Here is a 21320-nt window from a genome sequence, read left to right on the forward strand (position 1 = left end):
CCTGCCGGTGCGGGGAGGGGGTTGTTTTGGGAGTTCGCCAATGCGTCTTGCGTTCGTCACCACCGCGCTTCTGCTTGCCATGCCAGCTTTGGCGCAGGAGCAGCCGCTGCGCATCAACGATGTGGCGGTGATCGGCACGCACAACAGCTACAAGCTGGCGATGCCGGCCGAAACGATGGCGACGCTGCGCACGGCGGCGCCGGAGATGGCAAACGCGCTGGATTACGCGCACCGGCCGCTCGCCGAGCAGCTCGACGCGGGGGCGCGGCAGCTGGAGATCGACGTCAACTATGATCCGCGCGGCGGGCATTATGCGCGCGGATCGAATGACCCCAAGCTGCGCGTGCCCGGCTTTAAGGTGCTGCACATTCCCGGCATCGACAATGGGTCGAGTTGCGTGCTGCTGACCGAGTGCCTCAAGGCGATCCGCGCCTGGTCGGACGCCAATCCGCGCCACGTGCCGATCCTGCTGATGTTCAACGCCAAGGACGAACAAAACGCGGCGCGTGGCGGGATCAATGCGCTGGCCTATGACGAGGCGGCCTATGACGCGCTGGACGCCGAAGTGCGGTCGGTTATGGGGCCGGACAAGCTGATCACACCCGACGATGTGCAGGGCACGTTCCCGACGCTGCGCGACGCCGTGCTGGCGAACAACTGGCCGTTGCTGGAAGCGTCGCGCGGCAAGTTCCTGTTCGCGTTGGACGAGCCGCCGGCCAAGGTTGCGGTGTATCGCGGGGCGCGCAAGTCGCTGGAGGGGCGGGTGTTCTTCATCAACACCGACGAAGCCTCGCCGGCGGCGGCCTATCTGACGTTGAACGAGCCGATCAAGGATGCCGAGCGGATCCGGCGGGCCGTGGCGGCAGGGTTCCTGGTGCGGACGCGAGCCGACGCGAACACACGCGAGGCGCGGGCGAACGACACCAAACCTCGCGACGCGGCGCTGCGCGGTGGGGCGCAATTCGTGTCGACCGATTATCTGTGGGCCGATCCGCGCTTCGGCGGGGGGTATCGCGTGACACTGCCGGGCGGCATGGTGGCGCGGTGCAATCCCGTGCGGCGCCCGGCTGGATGCGGTGACCTGGAGGCAGGCAAGTGAAGGTCGCGGCGCTGGCGCTGGGCGCCTTGCTGCTGGTTGGCGCCGACCAGCGCGTGGCGGGGTATCTCGACGGCAAGGCGGTGCCGGACCTGATGAAGGTACTCCCCGCCCCGCCCCAGCCAGGATCGGCACGCGCGGAGGATGACCGCGCCACCTTCGCATCCACACGCGCCTTGCAGGGGAGCGACCGCTGGACGCTCGCGACGCGCGACGTAAGCGACGATCGCTTCACGGCCTTTGGCTGCGCGCTGGGCATGAAGCTGAACGCCAAATCGGCCCCAAAGCTGGCCGCACTGTTCGCGCGGATGAGCGACGGCGGCATGACCGGGCGCGCGAAGACGGGCTTCGCTGCCAAGCGGCCTTATCTCAGCCAGCCGGGCGAGATCTGCGAGGCCAGGACCGAGCATCTGGCGGGCAATGGCGATTACCCGTCCGGACATACCTCCACGGGCTGGTCGACCGCGCTGGTGCTGGCGGAGCTGGTCCCCGAGCGGGCGACGGAGATCCTGCGGCGCGGACGAATCTATGGCGAAAGCCGCTTCGTGTGCGGATCGCACAGCCGCAGCGCGGTGGAGGCTGGGTTCCTGGCCGGCGCGGCCCTAGTGGCGCGGTGGCATGCGGAGGCGGCGTTCCGCGCGGATATGGAGGCGGCGCGGGTAGAATTGGCGACACTGCGCGGCAAGGCGCCTGCTCCCGATGGCGACCGGTGCCGGATCGAAGCGGCGGCGGAATAGGTCGCCCGCCATCCCCGCTTTCGCGGGGATGGCGGCTTTGCGTTATTCTGCGGCTTCTGCCTTGGGCGCGTCCTTGTACGCCAGCACCGGCTTGCGTGCGGCCAGCGTCTCGTCGAGGCGGCGGCGAGGCGCGTGATGGGGTGCGGACTTGAGCGCGGGCTCGCCATTCTTGGCGCGGGCCGCCACCGAGCGGAAGGCGCCGATGAACTGGTCGAGCGTCGCCTTGCTCTCGGTCTCGGTCGGTTCGACCAGCATCGCGCCGTGGACGACCAGCGGGAAATACACCGTCATCGGGTGATAGCCCTCGTCGATCAGCCCCTTGGCGATGTCAAGCGTCGAGAAGCCCTCCGCCAGGCCCTTATCGCTGAAGATCGCCTCGTGCATGCACGGGCCGGACTTGGCGAAGGGCGCGTCGAGCACATCCTCCATCGCGCGCAGGACATAGTTGGCGTTGAGCACCGAATCCTCGGCGACCTGGCGCAGGCCATCGGCGCCGTGCGATAGGATGTACGTGAGGGCTCGCGTGAACATGCCCATCTGGCCGTGGAATGCGACCATGCGGCCGAAGCTGCCGGCATGATGCTCGCCCGCGGTTTCTTCCTCGACCAGGATGAAATGGTCGCCCTGCCGCTCGACGAAGGGCAGCGGGGCGTAGGGGGTGAGTGCTTCCGAGAACACCACCGGTCCCGAGCCAGGTCCGCCGCCGCCATGCGGCGTGGAGAAGGTCTTGTGCAGGTTGATGTGCATCGCGTCGACGCCGAGATCGCCCGGGCGCACCCGGCCGACGATGGCGTTGAAGTTCGCGCCGTCGCAATAGACGTATCCGCCGGCTTCATGGACCGCGTCGGAAATTGCCTTGAGGTCGGGCTCGAACAGGCCGCAGGTGTTGGGGTTGGTGATCATCACCCCGGCGATGTCGGGGCCGAGGCGTGCCTTGAGCGCATCCAGGTTGACGCGGCCTTCCGCCGTCGCGGGAATGTCCTCGACGGTGAAGCCCGCGAATGCTGCGGTGGCGGGGTTGGTGCCGTGCGCGCTTTCGGGAACCAGGATGACCTTGCGCGCCTGCTGGCCCTTGGCGTCGAGCGCGGCGCGGATCGCGAGGATGCCGCACAGCTCGCCATGCGCGCCGGCCTTGGGGCTCATCGCCACCGAGTGCATGCCGGTGAGCGTCACCAGCCAATGCGCCAGCTGGTGGATCACCTCGAACGCGCCCTGCACCGTGTCGACGGGCTGCAGCGGGTGGACGTCGGCGAAGCCGGGCAGCCGGGCCATCCGCTCGTTGAGGCGCGGATTGTGCTTCATCGTGCAGCTGCCGAGCGGAAACAGGCCGAGATCGATGGCGTAGTTCTGGCGGCTGAGGCGGGTGTAATGGCGCACCGCCTCGGGCTCGGACAGGCCCGGCAGGTTGATCGGCTTGGCGCGCTCAAGGCCGCCAAGGCGCGACTTGCCCGAAGGCGCCTCGCCGAAGTCGACCCCGGTGGTTTCATTCGAGCCGATTTCGAAGATCAGCGGCTCTTCGAGCATCAATGCGCGGTTGCCGGTGAAGGTGTCGCTGCTGCCTTCACCCTTTTCAGGGGAGGTGGGACGCCAGCCGGACTGGTTGATCGTGCTCATGCCAGCACCTCCTGTAGCGCGGAGGCAAGGGTTTCGACGTCCTCCTCCGTGGTGGTTTCGGTGACGGCGACGACCAGGCCGTTCTGCAGATCGTCGGCGCCTGGATAGAGGCGACCCAGCGACACGCCGGCAAGAATGCCCTTGTCGGCCAGCGCGCGGACGACCGGGCGTGCTTCCTTGGACAGCTTCAGCGTGAATTCGTTGAAAAAGCGGTCGGTGACCAGTTCGACGCCATCGACTTCGCCGAGGCGATCGGCGGCGGCGCTCGCGGCGACGTGGTTGATCTCGGCCAGCCGGCGGAGACCCGCTTCGCCGAGCAGCGTCATGTGCGCCGACATGGCGAGCGCGCAGAGCACCGAGGAGGTGCAGATGTTCGACGTCGCCTTTTCGCGGCGGATATGCTGCTCACGGGTGGAGAGCGTCAGCACGAAGCCGCGCTTGCCCTCTGCGTCGACCGTTTCACCACAAAGCCGGCCCGGCATCTGGCGGACCAGCTTTTCCGAGCAGGCAAACAGGCCCACATAGGGCCCGCCGAACTGAAGACCGACGCCGAGCGACTGGCCTTCGCCGACGACGATGTCGGCGCCCATTTCACCGGGCGACTTGATCACGCCCAATGCCACCGGCTCAGTGACGACGGCGATCAGCAGCGCCTTCTTGGCGTGGACGGCATCAGCGAGCGCGCTCATGTCCTCGATGCGGCCGAGGATGTCCGGGTACTGGACGACCACGCAGCTGGTGTCGTCATCGATCTGGTTGATCAGATCGAGCGTGTCGGGTTCGGGGCTGAGCGTGGGCAGCGACGTCACCAGCTGATCGCCGGTGAACTTGGCCATGGTCTTGGCCACCGAGACATAATGCGGGTGGACGCCGCCCGAGAGGATCGCTTTGCCGCGCTTGGTCAGGCGGCGCGCCATGGAGATCGCTTCCCAGCAGGCGGTCGAGCCGTCGTACATCGACGCGTTCGCCACGTCGCAGCCGAGCAGGCGCGCGACCTGGCTCTGAAACTCGAACATCACCTGGAGCGTGCCCTGGGCGATTTCGGGCTGGTAGGGGGTGTAGGCGGTGAGGAACTCGCCGCGCTGGATGATGTGGTCGACTGATGCCGGCACATGGTGGCGATAGGCGCCGGCGCCGAGGAAGAAGGGCACCTCCCCTGCCACCACGTTCTTGCGCGCGAGCGCGGTCATGTGGCGCTCGACGGCGAGTTCGCTGGCGTGCGGCGGCAGGCCGGCGATCGGGCCCGAGAGGCGAGCGGATTCGGGCACGTCGATGAAGAGGTCATCGATCGATCCCGCGCCGATGGTGGCGAGCATCGCCTGGCGGTCGGTGTCGGTCAGGGGCAGGTAGCGCATTTCGACCAGTTCTCCCCCCTCCCTGCAAGGGAGGGGACGGGGGTGGGTGTTAGCGGCGGCGGAGGCTCGATGCCTCCGGCGTCGCTCTTTGGGGGTGCGGCAGGCGCTCGCTGCGCTCGCGACCCACCCCCAGCCCCTCCCTTGCAGGGAGGGGAGCAGTTCAGCTTAGAGCCCGGCGACGAAGTCCTTGTAGGCTGCTTCGTCCATCAGTGCTTCGACCTCTGCCGCGTTCGACAGGGTCAGCTTGAAGAACCAGCCTTCGCCTTCGGGGTCTTCGTTGACCAGCGCAGGGTTGTCGGCGAGCGCGGGGTTGCCTTCGACCACGGTACCGCTGGCGGGCGCATAGACGTCCGAGGCGGCCTTGACCGATTCCACGACTGCGGCGTCGTCACCCTTGGCGACGGTCTTGCCGGCGTCGGGGGTTTCCACGAACACGATGTCGCCGAGCTGGCTCTGCGCATAGGTGGTGATGCCGACGGTGGCGGTGTCGCCGTCGACCTGGATCCATTCATGGTCTTGGGTGAAGTAGCGGCTCATGTCTCAGGCTCCCTTGCGGACATAGCGGTGGGGGACGAAGGGCATCGAAGTGACCTCCGCGATATGGGTCTTGCCGCGCTGGCTCAGCGTCACGCGGGTGCCGGGGGTGGCGAGCGCGGCCGGGACATAGGCCATGGCGATCGGCTTCTGCACCGACGGGGCGAAACCGCCGCTGGTGACGGTGCCGATCTGCGCGCCGCTGTCGTCGACCACGGTGGCGCCTTCGCGAACCGGCTGGCGGCCCTCGACAATCAGGCCGACGCGCTTGGTGGCGGAACCGTTGGCGCGGTCGGCGAGGATCGCCTCGGCGCCGGGGAAGCCGCCTTCCTCGCGGCGGCGCTTGGACAGCGCGAAGCCGAGATCGGCAGCGACGGGATTGGTGTCGAGATCGAGGTCGTGGCCGTAGAGCGGCAGGCCAGCCTCAAGGCGGAGCGAATCGCGGGCGCCCAGGCCGATCGGCTTGACTTCGCTCTGTGCGCAGAGCGCTTCGGCAAAGGCCTCGGCGGCGTCACCGGGGACCGAGATTTCGAAACCGTCCTCGCCGGTATAGCCCGAGCGGCTGACCCAGAGCGGGTTGCCCTGCCATTCGAACGCGGCGGCGGTCATGAAGACCAGCGATGCCACGCCCGGAACCACGCGCTCGAGCGCGGTCACCGCTTCAGGGCCTTGCAGCGCGAGTAGCGCCTGCTCGTCGAGATGGTTGATGACGACTTCGTCAGGGAGCGCTTCACGGAATACGCCAAGATCGTCCCACTTGGTCGCGCCGTTGACGACCATGTAGAAGGCGCCGGCATCGATCTCGAACGCGTTGTCGCCGCCGAGACGCGTGACCATCAGGTCGTCATGGATGCCGCCATTGTCGGCGAGCAGCAGCGAATAGCGCATGCGGCCCGCCGTCAGCCCCTTGATGTCGCCGGGAAGCAGGGTTTCGAGCTGGGCGTCCACGTCGGCGCCCGAAAAGAGCAGCTGGCCCATATGGCTGACGTCGAACAACCCGGCATGTTCGCGAGTCCAGAGGTGCTCGGCCATGATGCCTTCATACTGAACGGGCATCTCGTAGCCGGCGAACGGGACCATGCGTCCACCGCGGGCGCGGTGCCATGCGACGAGCGGCAGCAGCTCCGGCACGAGCGCTTCGGCTTCGGGTTCTTGCACGTCCTGGCTCATCAAACACGGTTCCGGCGCAGTGGATCGACGACGGAACGCGCGCCTGCGGTGCGCCGGTTCCATCGCCCCCTCTGTCACGGGACCTGAGAGCTTTCACGCGCCAATAGGCCCGCTTACCCCTTCGGTGGCCGCTGCTGAAGCGGCGCTTTCCAGAGTGTCGTGCGCGCGCGGTCCTCGGTGCCTGAGAGATTCCGGGGCGGTTGCTCCTTCGGCGAGGGGTTTTTGTTGCTCAGATCGAACCGCTGGCAAGCCAGCTACGATCCGAGGTCCCGCCCCTACTCTCCCGCGCGTGCCCATGCCGGTCGCCCGGCATCGACGTTCGAGCCTTGGCGGGGCCGCGGGCGCGAGTCAATCGGGCTTAGCGCGTCGCGTTGTACTTAAGCTGGTCCTGGGTCAGCTGAAAGCCGACCAGCGCCTCGAACGTGGCGGCGAGAACGGCGTCGCGGACTTCGGGGGTCGAGAGCGGGTCCATCGCAGCGGCTTCGTCGCCGGCCTTGCGGCGCTCGGTCAGCTTCTTACGGACATCGTCGGACAGGGTGGCGGCCGCCTTCGACACCGATCCAGTCGCCTGACCGCGCGCCTGGGCCCGGATCTGGCCTTCGGCGAAGTGCACGGTGACCTGGCCGACCGTCTTGGCTACCACCGACGAGCCGCCGCGCACCATCGCGAGGTAATAAGGCAGCGTGACGTCGCGGGCGGGCCCTGGCTGGGCACGGCGGGCGAGCACGTCGAAGGTGACGACCGTGTTGATCGGGTCGGTCGAATCGAGGCAGGTCGACTGGAGATTGGTCAACGTCGCAGTGACGTCGATCGCCGAAGCTTCGCGGCTGGCGGGCGGGTTGAACAAGGTGATGTCGCCGGTGCCCGCGGTGACGCCGACGCGCGGGCAGGCCGAGCGCACCGCGGAGATGCCGCCGGCGGTGATTTCACCGGTGCGGGCGCAGCCGCCTGCGGCAAGCAGGACAAGGGCAGGAACGGCGAGCTTGGCGAGCAACACGGGCGGAACACCTTTCACAAACACACGGGCCGCGACTGGAGGCGGTCCGGAAACGGCCGGCACCATAGGAACCGCCTTTCGCCCGCGCAAGCAATCGCGTAGAGCGCGAGGCGTGATGGACCAGGCCGCGAAACCCGCCCTTGAACTGCTGATCGCCGCGCCGCGCGGCTTCTGCGCCGGCGTCGACCGCGCGATCCGGATCGTCGAACTGGCGATCGAGAAATACGGCGCGCCGGTCTATGTCCGGCATGAGATCGTCCACAACAAGTTCGTGGTGGATACGTTGAAGGCGCAAGGCGCGATCTTCGTCGAGGAGCTCGACCAGGTGCCCGACGGCGTGCCGGTGGTGTTTTCCGCGCACGGTGTGCCCAAGGCGGTGCCGGCCAAGGCGGCCGAGCGCGGCCTGTCCTATCTGGACGCGACCTGCCCGCTGGTCTCCAAGGTCCACCGCCAGGCCGAGCGGCTGGTCGCGGCGGGGCGGCACATCCTGTTCATCGGCCACAAGGGGCATCCCGAAGTGATCGGCACCTTCGGCCAGGTGCCCGAGGGCGCGATGACGCTGATCGAGACGCCGGAGGACGCCGAACGGATCCAGATCGCCGATGCGAGCAACCTGGCCTTCCTGACGCAGACGACGCTGTCGGTGGACGATACCGCGGCGACGCTGGAGGTATTGCAGCGGCGTTTTCCCGCGATCCTGGCGCCAGGGCCGAACGACATCTGCTATGCCACCACCAATCGCCAGGGCGCCGTGAAAGCGATCGCATCGTCGGTCGACCTGATGCTGGTGATCGGCGGCAAGAACTCGTCCAACTCGCTGCGGCTGGTCGAAGTTGCCGAGCGCCAGGGCACCACCGCCTATCTGATCCCGCGTGCCGAGGATCTCGATTGGGCGTGGCTTGAGGGCGTGGGCGCGCTGGGCGTCAGCGCAGGGGCGTCGGCCCCCGAGCTGCTGGTGCGCGAGCTGGTCGAGAAGCTGTCCGAGCGGTTCGACGTGCGCGAACGCGAAGTCGAGACGGTCGAGGAAAACGTCACCTTCAAGCTGCCCCGCGGCCTCGAAGCGGCCTGATGGCCGTCTACACGCTCGTTTCCACCGAAAGCCTGTCCGCATTCCTTCAGGGCTATGCCGTAGGGGAGCTGGTATCGGCCAAGGGCATCGCCGAGGGCGTCGAGAACACCAATTATCTGGTCGATACCACCGCAGGCCGCTTCATCCTGACATTGTATGAGAAACGAGTCGCGGCGGGCGACCTGCCCTATTTCATGGCATTGCTCGATCATCTCGCCGCAGCGGGCTTGCCGGTTCCGCGCGCCATCCGTGGCAGCGACGGCGTGGCGATCCGCGCGCTCGAAGGGCGGCCGGCGTGCCTGATCGAGTTCCTGCCCGGCGTGTCGCTGTCGCAGCCGACGCGGGCGCAGGCACGGGCAGCAGGCGTTTCGCTGGGCCAGCTGCACCGGGCGGCGGAGGATTTCCCTGAGGTCCGGGCGAATTCGATGGGCGCCGATCAGTGGCGCCCGTTGTTCGAGCGGTGCGGGCGGGGCCTGGACGCGGTCGAGCCTGGGCTGCACGACACGCTGGCGGAGGAGCTCGACCGTGTGCTCGCAGCCTGGGACCCTGCCCTGCCCCGCAGCACGATCCATGCCGATCTGTTCCCCGACAATGTGCTGATGCGTGGCGACGCCGTGAGCGGGCTGATCGACTTCTACTTCGCCTGCACCGACAGCCGCGCGTTCGACCTCGCGATCATGCACACGGCGTGGAGCTTCGACGCGACCGGCACGCACGGCGACTGGGCGATCGGCCAGGCGCTGATCGACGGCTATCAGCAATCGATTCAGCTGACCGGAGAAGAGCGCGCGGCGTTTCAGGCGCTGTGCGAGGGCGCATGCATCCGCTTCCTGCTGTCGCGCGCCTGGGATTGGCTGAACACGCCCGCCGACGCGCTGGTGACGCGCAAGGATCCGCTGGCCTATTGGCGGCGGCTCCAAACCTACAAGAACCAAGGATCGCTGTTCGCGTGACCGAATTATCGCATGTGGAAATGTTCACCGACGGCGCGTGCAAGGGCAACCCCGGCAAGGGCGGCTGGGGCGTGTTGCTGCGCATGGGCGATACCGAGAAGGAATTGTCAGGCGGCGAGCCGCACACCACCAACAACCGCATGGAGTTGATGGCGGCGATCCAGGGGCTGAAGGCGCTCAAGCGCCCGTGCCGCGTGACGCTGTCGACCGACAGCCGCTATGTGATGGACGGGCTGACCAAGTGGATCCACGGCTGGCTGAAGAATGGCTGGCGGACCGCCGACAAGAAGCCGGTCAAGAACGCCGAGCTGTGGCAGGAACTGCTCGCCGCTGCGGAGCCGCACCGCGTGGAATGGGTGTGGGTGAAGGGGCATGCCGGGCACCCCGGCAACGAGCGCGCCGACAAGCTGGCCAGCGACGCCGCGATCGCGCAGCGATAGGCATCGCGCGCTAGCTGCTGGGCCCTGCCTGATGGCCGGCGGCGAAAAGTTTGGCTTACTTCCGGAAAGACCGTCTGGTGCTCGACGCCGTAGCGCACCGCGACATCTGGTTGCGGCGCCCGGCCAGAACCCAAGATATTGTGGATATCTCCTAATCCACTCCGACGGCTGATTGCTTTGGCAGTGGCAAGGATCGTCCGAATCAGCTAGGCTGACTTTCAGGCAAACAGCCTTGCCGGGCTTGTTGCGGAGGGAGGTCTCGATGGAAACAGGTTCATTCGACTTGCCGCCGCACGGCGACTTTCCGTTGGCGGAAAGACAGCGTCCGGCAAGCAGGGCCCTCCCCCGCAAGGGGGGAGGGCACATGGCTTCAGAGCGGCTGCCCGCCTTCTTCTTCCTCAAACGTCACCGCGACATCGGCATTGGCCGAGAGGCGGACTTGGTCACCCTCGACATCGGCGACGAGGCCGAGCGAGATGAAGTGGTGATGCCCTTCATGCGACTGTTCGGCGCCCTCGATCTGCGCGCCCGAGTCCTTCTTGGTGAGCTTGATGCGGTCGCCTTCGACCTTGTCGACGGTGCCGACATGGACGCCATCGGCGCCGATGACTTCCATATGTTCGCGGATTGCAGTTGCGTCGGCCATTTGAGGTCTCCCGTGGTTGGTTCGCGCACTGAACGCGCGCGGCAGCGAAACGATGCAGGGTCGCGCAGGCTTCGTCACTCATACGGAGGGATAGGGGCATGAAGACGCTTCGTACCGCAGCCACGCTGAGCCTGCTTGCCCTGCTCGCGGCATGCGCACGCCAGGCGCCGAGCGCAGTACAGGCCGACGCACCGGGGCTGGTGTTCGGCATCTGGCACGGCTTCATCTTTCCCATCGCCTGGGCGCTGAGCCTCTTCATGCCCGACGTCGCGGTCTATGCCGTGCCGAACAATGGCGGGTGGTACGACTTCGGCTATTTTCTGGGCATCTGGTTCTTCGGCGTCGGCGCGTGGCGCGGCAAGAAGGTCGTGTACCGCACCCGCGTGGTGCGCGACCGCGGCACCGTGATCGACCACCGATGACCCGCAGCCTGATCCTGATGGCAGGCATCGGCGGCGCCGCCGGCGCGACGGGGCTAGCAACGATGGTGAAGCCGGCGCTAGCGCGTGAAGCGCTGCGCTTGGCCGATACGGAAGCGGCGGCCTATGCGCTGCGCATCGGCGGCATGATGCTGCTCGCGCTCGGGCTGTTCCTGGGCGGTTTCGCGGCGGTCGCGACCTTGGCGGGCGCGGCGTGAGCGCGGTCATTCTCCTGGTCGTCGGCGCAACCCTGGGCGTCGGCGATTTCCTGCTCGGAAGGTGGATGCTCCGGCTGTCAACACGCCCGCAGTCCGAATGGCCCACCGGCATACGCGTCTCGGCATCCGATCAGTTGGCGCGCTTCGGACGCGCCTTGATGATCGGCGGCCCGATCATATTCCTCGTCCTTGCTTCCTTCGCTTTCGGACTGATCCCGGTCGAAAGCATTACCCCCATCCAATTCTAGTTCATCCCGGAGTAACCCCATGCCGCTTCTCGAAGCCCGCAAGACCTACAAGCCCTTCGAATACCCTTGGGCGTTCGAATATTGGAAGCGCCAGCAGCAGGTCCACTGGCTGCCCGAGGAAGTGCCGCTGGGCGAGGATTGCCGCGACTGGGCGCAGAAGCTGTCCGACCATGAGCGCAACCTGCTGACCCAGATCTTCCGCTTCTTCACCCAGGCGGACGTGGAAGTGCAGGATTGCTACCACGAGAAATATGGCCGGGTGTTCAAGCCGACCGAGATCAAGATGATGCTCGCCGCCTTCTCCAACATGGAGACGGTGCATATCGCGGCGTACAGCCACCTGCTCGACACGATCGGCATGCCCGAGAGCGAATATGGCATGTTCCTCGAATATGCCGAGATGAAGGACAAGCACGACTATCTGCAGAAGTTCGGCGTCGATACCGATGAGGATATCGCCCGCACCCTGGCGATGTTCGGCGGCTTCACCGAAGGCGTGCAGCTGTTCGCCAGCTTCGCGATGCTGATGAACTTCCCGCGCTTCAACAAGATGAAGGGCATGGGCCAGATCGTCAGCTGGTCGGTGCGCGACGAGAGCCTGCACTGCGAAGGGATCATCCGGCTGTTCCATGCCTTCTGCGCCGAGCGCAACTGCCTGACCAAGGCAGTGAAGGACGACATCGCCGACCAGTGCCAAACCACCGTGCGGCTGGAAGATGCGTTCATCGACCTGGCGTTCGAGCAGGGCCCGGTGACGGGCATGACGCCCAAGGACATCAAGAAGTACATCCGCTACATCGCCGACTGGCGGCTGGGCCAGCTGGGCATGAAGCCGATCTACATGATCGACGAGCATCCCCTGCCCTGGCTCACCCCGCTGTTGAATGGCGTGGAGCATGCCAATTTCTTCGAGCAGCGCGCGACCGAATATTCCAAGGGCGCGACGCGCGGCCAGTGGAACGAAGTGTGGGATTCGTTCGATAAGCGCCAGAAGGTCAAGGCGGCGCCGGTGGCGAACGAGGATGCCAGCGAGGGCGACATGTTCTCGACCGCCGGAGTCGCGGCGGAGTAGTCGCGACGCCAATGCTGCTCTGACCTGGTCGGGCTGAGACGCCCCTACGCGCAAAACCGCCGTGGATTGCGCGCGAGGAGGACAAGCGTCTTCAGCCTTCACAAACAGGGGAGGTGAGGCAGATTGGTACTGCGGAACTTTACAAACAGGTCATCCGGGCCTTGTGCCGGGGTCCACATTGCTACTGGGCGATGCACCTAATGGCGGGGACCTAGCCCCACCGCCAGGTCGTTCCACGCCAGATTCTGCCGTTCGATCAGATTGCGCTTCCATTTGCGGCGGTACCGTTTGAGCTGCTTTCCGCGCGCAAATGCTCCCGCCATGCTCTCTCCAGTATCGTAATATACTAGACGTTTGATCCCGTACTTCTGGTGCGCCCGTCGAACCCGCCTTCGCGATGCTGGATCATGCGCGCGGGCAGGTTCGAGGTCACGGCGGCATACAGCGCGCCGTTATAGCCGCTGGGAGGATGTAAACGCAGGGCGTGTCTGCGGTCATCGGCTGCACAGCCTGAGGATGGTCAACCCCGGCACAAGGCGGGAGTTATATACGTGACGTACCGCACAAAAGCTGGTAACGAGGATACCGACAGGCCGGCGCTAGAAATTGAGATTACGCCCGAGATGATCGCGGGGGCTCTATGCCCTGCCCCTGGGTATCCCGTTGCCTATATTGACGAGCTAGAGCCCCGATGCTGGGTCATTGACGGTAAGTTCGACTTGGAGGCTACCGCACGGACACTTTCCGAAAAGCTTCGTAGACATCGTCCTTGATAGATGTGAGCATGGAAAGGCTTTCCTCTGTAAGGTCTAGCGTCGCTATTTTGCCATCTATCATGTAGCTGAGTCGACGCCCTTCAAGATGATTGTGGAAGAACGTCTCGTGCTCTCCTTGGTTTTTTGCTATTTTCTCTGGACTGAACATCTTATCAGCGGAATGGGCAAAGCCGTCGCGGCTTTCTTTATGGTTAGGGAAAGCTGTAGCGAGCCTCTCCACCATCAAGCCAAGCGATTTCATGTCAATGCGATCCTTGAGCGAAGCGCATTGGCCCGCAGCGCTGGCAATCGCAGAGATCGTGTCGCGAAAGTTGGCGATGGTTATGGAAGCATGGTTTGCTGCGATTGTTCCCCAAGATGAAATCGTTAGTACATCGTCTCGCGCGGAATCGGCCTTGGATAGCAGGGTCTCGACGTGTTCAAGCAGCCGCACAGCGTCTCGGAAGCTGCTTTCATGAGAATCCAACATGAGAATGTGGAGCATCAAATGGCGAGCGGCGTCCCGTTCTTCGGGAGGCTCCTCAACGAAGATTATGGGTCGCCAGCTGCGGTCGGTGTTCATAGAGCGTCCAGACGTGTAATGAGGCGGGTATGACGCACGAGAGAGACCGCCAATACGAAAGTGACCAGCGACGAGACGATCTGCTTCGTCGCGCGCTGGCGACTCCCCCGATCAGCAATGAGGATATCCTCAAGCGATCGAAGGAGTCTCACCGAAAGTAACGCTTGCGCTTCGTGCCGATCTGGCGCGGCGCTTCGTGGATTTTAGGCAGCGAGCGTATCAGGTTGCCTGTAGGCCAAGCGACGCCCGCGAGCGCCCTTGATCGCGAGTTCGGTGCGCTCGGCATCGTTCACGCCAACACCCGAACGGTTGCTGTAGCGGAAGTCGAATTCCGCGAGGTAGCGGTGCAAATGGGCGGGGCTGACATGGAAGTAGCAGCCGATGATGCCGCGCTTCAGGATGGAGAAATAGCCCTCCACGGTGTTCGTATGGGCCTTCCCGCGCACATACTCATCGGAACCGTGGTTCACGACTTCATGCGAGAAATCGCGGCCCATGTGGCGGTACTGTCCTGCATCGTCGGTGCAGAGCATCGAGGCGGCGTTGATCTGCTCGATCATGATAGGGCGAAGGTTCGCGGCGGTGACACTGGCAACATGCATGGAGCGAACGCGGCCGTCGCGCTCCACTAGCGAGAACACCGTTTCCTTACCCCAGCTCGCGCCCATGTTGCGATTGGCGCGCATGCTCTTGTGGCGGTTCTTCTCCTTGCCGCCGATGAAGGTTTCATCGACTTCGACGGTCTTACCTGCGCCGCCAAGCGGGGTGATATCGTCCGACTTCATCGCTTCGCGGATGCGGTGAGCGAGGAACCACGCCGACTTGTACGTGATGCCGAGCGAGCGGTGCAGTTGATGGGCCGAAATACCCTTCTTGCTGCTGCTCATCAGGGCAAACGCCATCAGCCACTTGTTCAAGGGGATCTTGCTGTCCTCCATGATCGTGCCGACCGTCACCGTGAACGGCTTTTCGCAGTCGTTGCACTTGTGGACGCCGGGGCGCGTGGACTTGCCCGCGAGCTTCTTGATGTTCCCCATGCAACCGCAATGCGGGCACATCGGACCCTGCGGCCAGTGGAGGGCTTCAAGGTGCTCGCGGGCCTTGTTCGCGTCGCTGTAGATGGGGCCGGTGATATTCATACATTCGAACTAGCGCAGGTACGCTAGTACGTCAAGTATATAAGTCCCGCACAAGGCCGGGGTGACGCGTCCTAGTACCGGCACGTCTTGAAGGTACTCGGGCGGGATCGGGCGCCCCCACGCTCGCGAGTTCCATGCTCCGCACGATTTTTTTGCGCCCGCAGCAATTAAGGCGAGCGCGACAGAAAATGTCACGGATTTGTAACGTACGGTTCGAACCCGTCACACCCTGTGGGAGTTGGTGGACCTTCCGCCAACCCGGAGGCGCAAACGCCGGTTTTCCGCCATTTTCTGGCCCGAAAGCAGCGTGGCATTTGAGCAACAGTTCGGCGCGCTTTCGCGATTTCGCTCTAGCCGCAGTGCAACAAAACCCTAACTTATCGCTTCTGCCCGCACCGGCATCGCCCTGAGCCCGGCGTATCGGGGCCTGCGGTGCCGGTCATTTTTATTCTGCGTAAGAGGTTTTCTATCATGCGTTCCCTGCTTGTTGCCGCGGCCGTTGCCGCCGTCCTGCCGACTGCCGCTTTCGCTCAGGACTATGGCACCACCGCCACTGACACGACGGCCACCACCACCGCCGACACCACCGTCACCGATTCCGCGCCGGACGGTACGCCTGCTTTCGGCATCGAGCCGTATTTCGGCGTGATGGGCGGCTGGGAACAGTTTGACGATCACAAGATCCCCGCCGGCATCCCGGCGTCGTCGAACGGCCAGGACTATGACGGCGGCATCGTGCAGGGCGTGCTGGGCGTGAACGTTCCGCTGGGCCCCGTGTTCGTCGGTGCCGAAGGCAACGTGACCAAGGGCTTCTCGGGCGCGATCGATTGGGAATATGGCGTTGCCGGCCGTGCAGGCGTCCGTCTGGGCGACAGCGGCATGATCTACGCCAAGGCTGGCTATCAGTGGGTCAATTTCGACCGTCTGGGCGACGACAGCCGTGACTTCCACGACATCACCGCCGGTCTGGGCGTGGAAGTCGGCCCGAAGGACATCGGCCTGGGCGGCATCACCGGCAACTCCGGCATCCGCTTCCGTCTCGAGCTGAACAGCTTCGGCAAGGACTTCAACAGCTTCCAGCCGCTTGCAGGTGTGATCGCACACTTCTGATGCTGGATTGACGGGACGCGGGCAGCGGCAACGCCGCCCGCGTCTCATCGCATCAGCCACTCGGCTGGGCGACATCTTTACGCTTCGTTAACCCGCGCCCTTCACCTTTTGGTAACGCATTCGGCAGCTTTCTCGCCGGTGCAGCTGCAAGGTGGCTCATGGTACGGCGTAACGGCTTTCTTCTGCTCCTTCCTCTGATCGCCGGGCTCTCCGCATGCGCGGGACACAAGCGGCCGGCGACGATCGCCACCGTCGAGGAAGTCGAGCCTCCCGTCACCTGGCGCACGACGATCGCGGACAACGATCGCCTCACGCTCGAAACATTGCCCCAGCGGCTTGCCGGTTTCGGCGCGAAGGTGCCCACGCGGCAGCGCCAGGCCCAGGCTCCCCTGCTCGATCCCAGCGTCGCGCTAGACCATGCCACGCTTCCGCCTGGCGCCTATCACTGCCGCGCGCTGCGTGTCGCCAGGGCGGCGATCCGCAAGGGCAAGCCCGATTTCTGTCACGTCAGCGGCGAATCCGACGGACTTGGCTTCGTGAAGCAGACCGGCACCGCGCCGACCGCGGGCTATTTGTATCCCGATGGCGACCGCTACGTCTTTCTGGGCGCCAAGCAGCGCCGCGCGGGGGAAAATGCGCTGGCTTATGGCACGAACCAAGCCGCCGATGTGGTGGGCGTGGTGGAGCGGGTGGGCAATTTCCGCTGGCGCATGGCAGTGGCCGGCGCCGCGCCCGGGCAATTCGAACTATACGAGCTGACGCCGGTACCACCCGAGCAGCAGCCCCGCGGGTGAAAGGCTAGCACCAGGGGCGTCGCCGGCCTTCCCAGGGACGAGCCAAGCCTTCGTCGACCAACTGATCCCCTAGCGATCGGCCGTCGCGCATCACGACACGCAGCTTGCGGCCATAGCGGTCGGTGTCGCGCCCCTCCGTCGCGAGGGTGACGGGGCCTTCGTTGAGCAGCGCTTGAAGCCGCCGGGTGGCGGCGTTGCCGAGGCGCGCTTCCTCGCGGCAGCGCGGGGGATGCGTCTCAGGCGCGTCGATGTCGGCGACGCGCACCTTCTCGCCTTGGATCCAGAAGCTGTCGCCATCGACCACGCAATTGGTGCCGCCGCCGCGGTGGCACAGGCCGAAATGCATAGCGACTGGCTTTGCAGCTTCGGCGATGGGCGGGCCGAACGTCGCCTCCCAACTGGCGGCGGCAACGCTGGCTGCGGCGGCGCCGAGCAGGACCAGCAGGCTGCGGTGGAAACGGGATTTCGGGCGGGAACGCCCGCGGCGGTACGCAAACTGAGAACGCATGGCCGGGCTGTAGCGGCGGCTTTGTTAGCAAGAGATGGACAGCCGCTCCGGATCGGCGGCGTCGGCGGACAATCGGCGCGGGATCGGAGCGACGTGGCGTTATATCCGTTTCGGACACATTCTGCGCCAAATCGGACCTGCTGCACGCTACAGTCGCGCATGGCAGAAGGCGATGCTCCTCGGGTCGAACATGGGTGCGAACATTGCGGCGGAACTGCAGTGACTCGCGAGGCATGGGCCGAATGGGACATTCCGGCCCAGACCTGGGTTCTCAGCGCGGTGTTCGACTTCGCCTTCTGCCACCAATGTTGCCGGCAGACCGTGCTGGTGGTGCGCGAAACGGACGCCCCCTAGCCGAGATGCCCTCGTCAGCCCGGCCTGAGGCCGGGCTGACGGAGCTCTTGGCGGCTGGCTGAAGCCCCCAACCTACCTGCCGTCGGCACGGGGCTTGGTGTTAGCCCTCCACCCCCAGCTGCCAGAGGATGAAGGCGATTTCGTCGGCATATTCCTTCAGGCTTTCCCAGCGGCCCGACTTGCCGCCATGACCGGCACCCATGTTGGTCTTGAGCAGCAGGATGTTATCGTCGGTCTTGGTCGCACGAAGGCGGGCGGCCCATTTTGCGGGCTCCCAATACGTCACGCGCGGATCGTTGAGGCCGCCGGAAATGAATATCGGCGGATAGGCCTGCGGCTTCACATTGTCATATGGGCTGTAGGAGCGGATCAGCTCGAACGCTTTCGGATCCTCCACCGGGTTACCCCATTCGGGCCATTCGCCCGGGGTGAGCGGCAGGCTCTCGTCAAGCATGGTGTTGAGCACGTCGACAAACGGCACGTCGGCGATCACCGCGCCCCACAATTCGGGGTCGGCATTGACCACCGCGCCCATCAACTCGCCGCCGGCAGAGCGACCGGCAATGGCGATCTGACCCGGGGCCGTGAAGCCGAGTTCGATCAGCCCCTTTGCCACGTCGACAAAGTCGTTGAAGGTGTTGGTGCGCTTTTCCAGCTTGCCGTCATGATACCATTGCTGGCCCAGATCGTCGCCGCCGCGGATATGGGCGATGGCGAAAGCAATGCCGCGGTCGAGGAACGACATGCGGCTGGTGGAAAAGCCCGGCGCCACGGCATGGCCATAGGCGCCGTAGGAGTAGAGATAGAGCTTGCCCGTGCCGTCACGCGGGAAATCGGCGGGATAGACGACCGAGACCGGAACCTGCGTCCCGTCGCGCGCCGCGATGTGGAGGCGTTCGGTGCGGTACTTCGATGCGTCGTAGCCCGACGGGATCTCCTGAACCTTCAGCGTTTCGAGTTCGCCGGTAGCGACGTCATAGTCCTGCACCGTGCCGGGCGTGACCATCGACTCATAACCCAGACGCAGCTTTTCCACGCCATATTCGGGATTGTCGCCCAGGCCCGCGACATAGCTCGCCTCCGGGAAGTTCAGGCGCGTCGGGGCAATGCTGGCGTCGTAATGATGGAGTTCGACTTGATCGAGGCCATCCTCACGCCCTTCCACAATGAAGAAGTCGGCGAAGCAGGTGACGCCGGTCATGTAAAAGTGCGGCGACGGCGCGATCCGCTCGGTCCATTCGCCGGGATTGTCCATCGACGCGGTGACCAGGCGGAACTGCGGATCAGTGTCGTTGGTGTGGATGAACAGCGTGCCGTCATGCTCGTCGACGTCATATTCGCGTCCGGGCTTGCGCGGGGCGATGAGGATCGGCGTGGCGGCGGGATTGTCGGCGGGGAGCAGGTAGATCTCGCTGGTGACATGATCGCCCGTGGCGATGGTCAGCCATTTGCGCGAGCTGACTTCGCCGACGGCCACGCGATACCCTTCATCGGCCTCGCGGAAGAGTTCGACGTCCTGCTCGATCGGCTCGCCCAGCTTGTGCCAGTGGGCATTGTCGGTGCGCCAGTTTTCGTTGGCAAGGCCGTAGAGGAAGCCCGCGGAGTCAGCGGTCCACACGATCTCCGAAAGCATGCCGGGGATGGTGTCGGGAAGAAGATCGCCGGTGCCGAGGTCCTTGACGCGCACTTCGAACCGCTCGGAGCCATTGTCATCGATCGCATAAGCCAAGTAGCGGCCATCGGGGCTGACGCTGAGCGCGCCTAGGCGAAAATATTCCTTGCCTTCCGCCAGCGCGGGCTCGTCCAGGATCAGTTGGTCGTCGCCGCCCGCAACCGGCTTGCGCCACCAGCGCGGATATTCGCCGCCGGTCTCAAAATCGGTCCAATAGATCCAGTCGCCGTCCCTTTGCGGCACGGTGGATTCGTCTTCCTTGATGCGGGCACGCATCTCTTGGAACAACCGCTCGCTGAGCGGCTTGAGCGGCGCCATCACCGCATCGAAATACTGGTTCTCTTCCTCCAGATAGGCCAGCACGTCCTTGTCGGTAACGTCGGGGTAGTTCGGGTCCTTGAGCCAGGCCCAGGGATCCTCATGCGTGACGCCGTGACGCGTGAAGCTGTGGGGGCGAGTCTGGGCGACGGGCGGCTTGGGAAAGTCGTTCATGCAAGCGGCCTTACTTCAGCAAGAGGGCTGCTGTCGAACGCTGGCGCAGGGGCAGGCGGCGCCTTACATCGTGGGCATGGGTGTGCATTGCTGAAGCGTGTGGCGGCGGCGCTTGCCGCGTTCTTGATGGTGAGTGCCGGAGCGGCGGCCGCGCAGGTGCAGACGCGCGCGCAAGCACTGGCGCAGGATGCCGGCGAATATGCCCGCTTGTACGGCGTGGCGCAGGACGAGGCGTTGCGGCGGCTGCATGCGCAGGCCGACAGCATCCCGGTCACCGACGCGATCGCGGACCAGTATCGCGCCCGACTGGCCGGCATATCGATCCAGCACCGGCCCGATTACCGCATCATCGTATATCTGACCGGCAGCGAGGCGGTTCCCGAGCGGCGCATCCGTGCGGGCGGCATGACCGTGCCGGTCACCTTCCGTACCGGCGCCAAGGCGAGCCGCGAACGCGTGGTGTGGGCGATCACCTATCACCAGGCGGCGATCCGCGCCGCTTTGCCCTCCCCGCCCTCGATGGGGCTCGATCCGCGCACCGGCGAGCTGGTGGTGATCGCGGGCAACGTGGTTACCGCGCAGGAGGGGGGCGCAGGCGCACTCGACGCCAAATTGTCGGCGCTGACCGGCGTACCGGTGCAGGTGCGGGTGATGGACCGTATCGACCGCAATCTGGGGCTGCATGGCGGATCACGCGTGGACGGGATCGATCCGGCGAACGGCAAGCGCTATCGCTGCACCACCGGCTTCCCCGTCCGCGACGCGACCCGCAGCGGCATCACCACCGCGGCGCACTGCCTGGACGACATGACCTATTATGCCCCGGACCGAAGCACGCTGCCGCTCAGCTTTGTCGGGCAATGGGGCTGGGGCTATCACGACGTGCAGATCTTTGCCGGCGCGGCGCCCGAGCGGCCGCTGATTTATTCTGACACCGCCCGCACCGTGGAGCGGCCGGTGGAGCGCCAGGTGAGCCGGCCGAGCACGCGCGCCGGGGATTTTATCTGCCATCGTGGCGAGAGCAGCGGGTATAGTTGCGCCGAAGTCGAGCTGGTCGATTTCGCGCCCGCGGGCGACCTGTGCGGAGGCGCATGCCTGCCGACCTGGGTGGCGGTGGCGGGGCCTACCTGCAAGGGGGGCGACAGCGGCGGGCCTGTGTTCAGCGGCACGACCGCTTATGGGATCGTCAAGGGCGCGAGCTACCGCAAGGACGGCTCCTGCGCGTTCTACTTCTACATGTCCCTGGATTATTTGCCCGCAGGCTGGTCGCTGGTTACCGAGCCCGCCCTTGTCCCGCCAAGGCCCAATCTGCCACATACGCGCTGAGCCGGGGTGCCGGCACCAG

General features: G+C 65.3%; 24 protein-coding genes and 2 riboswitches. Of the genes, 13 read left to right on the top strand and 11 right to left on the bottom strand.

The window, feature by feature from the left end; translation table 11 throughout:
- Positions 1 to 40 precede the first annotated feature (40 nt).
- Together FHT02_RS13615 and FHT02_RS21600 are read left to right on the top strand one after the other, a co-directional pair.
- Positions 41 to 1099 (top strand): phosphatidylinositol-specific phospholipase C1-like protein, encoded by a 1059-nt coding sequence (locus FHT02_RS13615; RefSeq protein WP_184088521.1) that lies wholly within the window; start codon positions 41 to 43, stop codon positions 1097 to 1099.
- On the top strand, positions 1096 to 1833 hold the full coding sequence (locus FHT02_RS21600) for a phosphatase PAP2 family protein (RefSeq protein WP_184088523.1): 738 nt from the start codon (positions 1096 to 1098) through the stop codon (positions 1831 to 1833). The genes FHT02_RS13615 and FHT02_RS21600 overlap by 4 nt, the downstream gene beginning before the upstream one ends.
- 42 nt (positions 1834 to 1875) lie before the next feature.
- Here the strand turns inward: FHT02_RS21600 and gcvPB are convergent, their stop codons facing one another.
- From gcvPB to FHT02_RS13645, 5 genes are all read right to left on the bottom strand, one after another.
- Positions 1876 to 3447, bottom strand: a complete 1572-nt coding sequence (gene gcvPB / locus FHT02_RS13625; RefSeq protein WP_184088525.1) for an aminomethyl-transferring glycine dehydrogenase subunit GcvPB — start codon at positions 3445 to 3447, stop codon at positions 1876 to 1878.
- On the bottom strand, positions 3444 to 4802 hold the full coding sequence (gcvPA, locus tag FHT02_RS13630) for an aminomethyl-transferring glycine dehydrogenase subunit GcvPA (protein ID WP_184088527.1): 1359 nt from the start codon (positions 4800 to 4802) through the stop codon (positions 3444 to 3446). Before gcvPA ends, gcvPB begins: the two co-directional genes overlap by 4 nt.
- Positions 4803 to 4967: 165 nt before the next feature.
- On the bottom strand, positions 4968 to 5339 hold the full coding sequence (gcvH, locus tag FHT02_RS13635) for a glycine cleavage system protein GcvH (protein ID WP_184088529.1): 372 nt from the start codon (positions 5337 to 5339) through the stop codon (positions 4968 to 4970).
- A 3-nt stretch (positions 5340 to 5342) separates the two neighbouring features.
- The gene (gene gcvT, locus FHT02_RS13640) at positions 5343 to 6506 is read right to left on the bottom strand and encodes a glycine cleavage system aminomethyltransferase GcvT (RefSeq protein ID WP_184088531.1); all 1164 of its coding nucleotides are present in this window, start codon (positions 6504 to 6506) and stop codon (positions 5343 to 5345) included.
- Positions 6507 to 6573: 67 nt separating this feature from the next.
- A riboswitch (glycine riboswitch) is annotated at positions 6574 to 6663 on the bottom strand.
- A gap of 1 nt (position 6664) precedes the next feature.
- Positions 6665 to 6802: riboswitch (glycine riboswitch) on the bottom strand.
- Positions 6803 to 6864: 62 nt separating this feature from the next.
- Positions 6865 to 7503, bottom strand: a complete 639-nt coding sequence (locus FHT02_RS13645) for a hypothetical protein (RefSeq protein ID WP_184088532.1) — start codon at positions 7501 to 7503, stop codon at positions 6865 to 6867.
- A 115-nt stretch (positions 7504 to 7618) separates the two neighbouring features.
- Here FHT02_RS13645 and ispH point away from each other — a divergent pair, with 115 nt between their 5' ends.
- The 3 genes from ispH to rnhA are packed head-to-tail and all read left to right on the top strand — an operon-like array spanning position 7619 to position 9965.
- Entirely contained in the window at positions 7619 to 8572 is a 954-nt protein-coding gene (gene ispH / locus FHT02_RS13650) for a 4-hydroxy-3-methylbut-2-enyl diphosphate reductase (RefSeq protein WP_184088757.1), read from the top strand.
- Positions 8572 to 9525 carry a homoserine kinase gene (thrB, locus tag FHT02_RS13655; RefSeq protein ID WP_184088534.1) on the top strand — a complete coding sequence of 318 codons (954 nt, stop codon included), beginning with the start codon at positions 8572 to 8574 and terminating at the stop codon, positions 9523 to 9525. The genes ispH and thrB overlap by 1 nt, the downstream gene beginning before the upstream one ends.
- Before the next feature lie 20 nt (positions 9526 to 9545).
- Positions 9546 to 9965 carry a ribonuclease HI gene (rnhA, locus tag FHT02_RS13660; RefSeq protein ID WP_184088760.1) on the top strand — a complete coding sequence of 140 codons (420 nt, stop codon included), beginning with the start codon at positions 9546 to 9548 and terminating at the stop codon, positions 9963 to 9965.
- Positions 9966 to 10335: 370 nt separating this feature from the next.
- Here the strand turns inward: rnhA and FHT02_RS13665 are convergent, their stop codons facing one another.
- A complete protein-coding gene (locus FHT02_RS13665) occupies positions 10336 to 10611 on the bottom strand; it encodes a DUF2171 domain-containing protein (protein ID WP_184088536.1) in 276 nt (91 codons plus the stop codon).
- Positions 10612 to 10709: 98 nt separating this feature from the next.
- Here FHT02_RS13665 and FHT02_RS13670 point away from each other — a divergent pair, with 98 nt between their 5' ends.
- Genes FHT02_RS13670 through FHT02_RS13685 form a run of 4 tightly spaced genes read left to right on the top strand, consistent with a single transcriptional unit; the run spans position 10710 to position 12568 of the window.
- Positions 10710 to 11033: a hypothetical protein gene (locus FHT02_RS13670; RefSeq protein WP_184088540.1), complete on the top strand. Its 324-nt coding sequence runs from the start codon at positions 10710 to 10712 to the stop codon at positions 11031 to 11033.
- Positions 11030 to 11248 carry a hypothetical protein gene (locus tag FHT02_RS13675; protein WP_184088542.1) on the top strand — a complete coding sequence of 73 codons (219 nt, stop codon included), beginning with the start codon at positions 11030 to 11032 and terminating at the stop codon, positions 11246 to 11248. The genes FHT02_RS13670 and FHT02_RS13675 overlap by 4 nt, the downstream gene beginning before the upstream one ends.
- Positions 11245 to 11496 (top strand): hypothetical protein, encoded by a 252-nt coding sequence (locus tag FHT02_RS13680; protein WP_184088545.1) that lies wholly within the window; start codon positions 11245 to 11247, stop codon positions 11494 to 11496. Before FHT02_RS13675 ends, FHT02_RS13680 begins: the two co-directional genes overlap by 4 nt.
- 19 nt (positions 11497 to 11515) lie before the next feature.
- Positions 11516 to 12568 carry a ribonucleotide-diphosphate reductase subunit beta gene (locus FHT02_RS13685; RefSeq protein ID WP_184088548.1) on the top strand — a complete coding sequence of 351 codons (1053 nt, stop codon included), beginning with the start codon at positions 11516 to 11518 and terminating at the stop codon, positions 12566 to 12568.
- 197 nt (positions 12569 to 12765) lie between these two features.
- Here the strand turns inward: FHT02_RS13685 and FHT02_RS22065 are convergent, their stop codons facing one another.
- From FHT02_RS22065 to FHT02_RS13700, 3 genes are all read right to left on the bottom strand, one after another.
- Positions 12766 to 12891 carry a GIY-YIG nuclease family protein gene (locus FHT02_RS22065; protein ID WP_343056947.1) on the bottom strand — a complete coding sequence of 42 codons (126 nt, stop codon included), beginning with the start codon at positions 12889 to 12891 and terminating at the stop codon, positions 12766 to 12768.
- A 403-nt stretch (positions 12892 to 13294) separates the two neighbouring features.
- Positions 13295 to 13906 carry a hypothetical protein gene (locus FHT02_RS13695; RefSeq protein WP_184088550.1) on the bottom strand — a complete coding sequence of 204 codons (612 nt, stop codon included), beginning with the start codon at positions 13904 to 13906 and terminating at the stop codon, positions 13295 to 13297.
- Between the two features lie 203 nt (positions 13907 to 14109).
- Positions 14110 to 15045 carry an IS1595 family transposase gene (locus tag FHT02_RS13700; protein ID WP_184088552.1) on the bottom strand — a complete coding sequence of 312 codons (936 nt, stop codon included), beginning with the start codon at positions 15043 to 15045 and terminating at the stop codon, positions 14110 to 14112.
- 471 nt (positions 15046 to 15516) lie between these two features.
- Between FHT02_RS13700 and FHT02_RS13705 the strand changes: the two genes are divergently transcribed.
- Both FHT02_RS13705 and FHT02_RS13710 read left to right on the top strand, forming a co-directional pair.
- Complete coding sequence (locus tag FHT02_RS13705; RefSeq protein ID WP_184088554.1) at positions 15517 to 16155, top strand: outer membrane protein; 639 nt, start codon at positions 15517 to 15519, stop codon at positions 16153 to 16155.
- A gap of 158 nt (positions 16156 to 16313) precedes the next feature.
- Positions 16314 to 16949 (top strand): DUF4893 domain-containing protein, encoded by a 636-nt coding sequence (locus tag FHT02_RS13710; RefSeq protein ID WP_184088556.1) that lies wholly within the window; start codon positions 16314 to 16316, stop codon positions 16947 to 16949.
- A 4-nt stretch (positions 16950 to 16953) separates the two neighbouring features.
- Here FHT02_RS13710 and FHT02_RS13715 read toward each other — a convergent pair whose 3' ends face one another.
- The gene (locus FHT02_RS13715; protein WP_184088558.1) at positions 16954 to 17457 is read right to left on the bottom strand and encodes a thermonuclease family protein; all 504 of its coding nucleotides are present in this window, start codon (positions 17455 to 17457) and stop codon (positions 16954 to 16956) included.
- A 219-nt stretch (positions 17458 to 17676) separates the two neighbouring features.
- Here FHT02_RS13715 and FHT02_RS21930 point away from each other — a divergent pair, with 219 nt between their 5' ends.
- Positions 17677 to 17811: a hypothetical protein gene (locus FHT02_RS21930; protein ID WP_281393195.1), complete on the top strand. Its 135-nt coding sequence runs from the start codon at positions 17677 to 17679 to the stop codon at positions 17809 to 17811.
- 100 nt (positions 17812 to 17911) lie between these two features.
- Here FHT02_RS21930 and FHT02_RS13720 read toward each other — a convergent pair whose 3' ends face one another.
- On the bottom strand, positions 17912 to 19975 hold the full coding sequence (locus FHT02_RS13720) for a S9 family peptidase (RefSeq protein WP_184088560.1): 2064 nt from the start codon (positions 19973 to 19975) through the stop codon (positions 17912 to 17914).
- An 87-nt stretch (positions 19976 to 20062) separates the two neighbouring features.
- Here FHT02_RS13720 and FHT02_RS13725 point away from each other — a divergent pair, with 87 nt between their 5' ends.
- A complete protein-coding gene (locus tag FHT02_RS13725) occupies positions 20063 to 21301 on the top strand; it encodes a S1 family peptidase (RefSeq protein WP_246352398.1) in 1239 nt (412 codons plus the stop codon).
- The last annotated feature ends 19 nt before the right edge of the window (positions 21302 to 21320 follow it).

The sequence above is a fragment of the Sphingomonas xinjiangensis genome (assembly GCF_014199255.1).
Lineage (GTDB): Bacteria > Pseudomonadota > Alphaproteobacteria > Sphingomonadales > Sphingomonadaceae > Sphingomonas > Sphingomonas xinjiangensis.

Bases quoted from the DNA above. Each gene is read 5' to 3' on its own strand.
- FHT02_RS13615 (WP_184088521.1), top strand. From the start codon at position 41: ATGCGTCTTGCGTTCGTCACCACCGCGCTTCTGCTTGCCATGCCAGCT.
- gcvPB (WP_184088525.1), bottom strand. From the start codon at position 3,447: ATGAGCACGATCAACCAGTCCGGCTGGCGTCCCACCTCCCCTGAAAAG.
- gcvPA (WP_184088527.1), bottom strand. From the start codon at position 4,802: ATGCGCTACCTGCCCCTGACCGACACCGACCGCCAGGCGATGCTCGCC.
- gcvH (WP_184088529.1), bottom strand. From the start codon at position 5,339: ATGAGCCGCTACTTCACCCAAGACCATGAATGGATCCAGGTCGACGGC.
- gcvT (WP_184088531.1), bottom strand. From the start codon at position 6,506: ATGAGCCAGGACGTGCAAGAACCCGAAGCCGAAGCGCTCGTGCCGGAG.
- ispH (WP_184088757.1), top strand. From the start codon at position 7,619: ATGGACCAGGCCGCGAAACCCGCCCTTGAACTGCTGATCGCCGCGCCG.
- thrB (WP_184088534.1), top strand. From the start codon at position 8,572: ATGGCCGTCTACACGCTCGTTTCCACCGAAAGCCTGTCCGCATTCCTT.
- rnhA (WP_184088760.1), top strand. From the start codon at position 9,546: ATGTTCACCGACGGCGCGTGCAAGGGCAACCCCGGCAAGGGCGGCTGG.
- FHT02_RS13665 (WP_184088536.1), bottom strand. From the start codon at position 10,611: ATGGCCGACGCAACTGCAATCCGCGAACATATGGAAGTCATCGGCGCC.
- FHT02_RS13670 (WP_184088540.1), top strand. From the start codon at position 10,710: ATGAAGACGCTTCGTACCGCAGCCACGCTGAGCCTGCTTGCCCTGCTC.
- FHT02_RS13675 (WP_184088542.1), top strand. From the start codon at position 11,030: ATGACCCGCAGCCTGATCCTGATGGCAGGCATCGGCGGCGCCGCCGGC.
- FHT02_RS13685 (WP_184088548.1), top strand. From the start codon at position 11,516: ATGCCGCTTCTCGAAGCCCGCAAGACCTACAAGCCCTTCGAATACCCT.
- FHT02_RS22065 (WP_343056947.1), bottom strand. From the start codon at position 12,891: ATGGCGGGAGCATTTGCGCGCGGAAAGCAGCTCAAACGGTACCGCCGC.
- FHT02_RS13695 (WP_184088550.1), bottom strand. From the start codon at position 13,906: ATGAACACCGACCGCAGCTGGCGACCCATAATCTTCGTTGAGGAGCCT.
- FHT02_RS13700 (WP_184088552.1), bottom strand. From the start codon at position 15,045: ATGAATATCACCGGCCCCATCTACAGCGACGCGAACAAGGCCCGCGAG.
- FHT02_RS13705 (WP_184088554.1), top strand. From the start codon at position 15,517: ATGCGTTCCCTGCTTGTTGCCGCGGCCGTTGCCGCCGTCCTGCCGACT.
- FHT02_RS13710 (WP_184088556.1), top strand. From the start codon at position 16,314: ATGGTACGGCGTAACGGCTTTCTTCTGCTCCTTCCTCTGATCGCCGGG.
- FHT02_RS13715 (WP_184088558.1), bottom strand. From the start codon at position 17,457: ATGCGTTCTCAGTTTGCGTACCGCCGCGGGCGTTCCCGCCCGAAATCC.
- FHT02_RS13720 (WP_184088560.1), bottom strand. From the start codon at position 19,975: ATGAACGACTTTCCCAAGCCGCCCGTCGCCCAGACTCGCCCCCACAGC.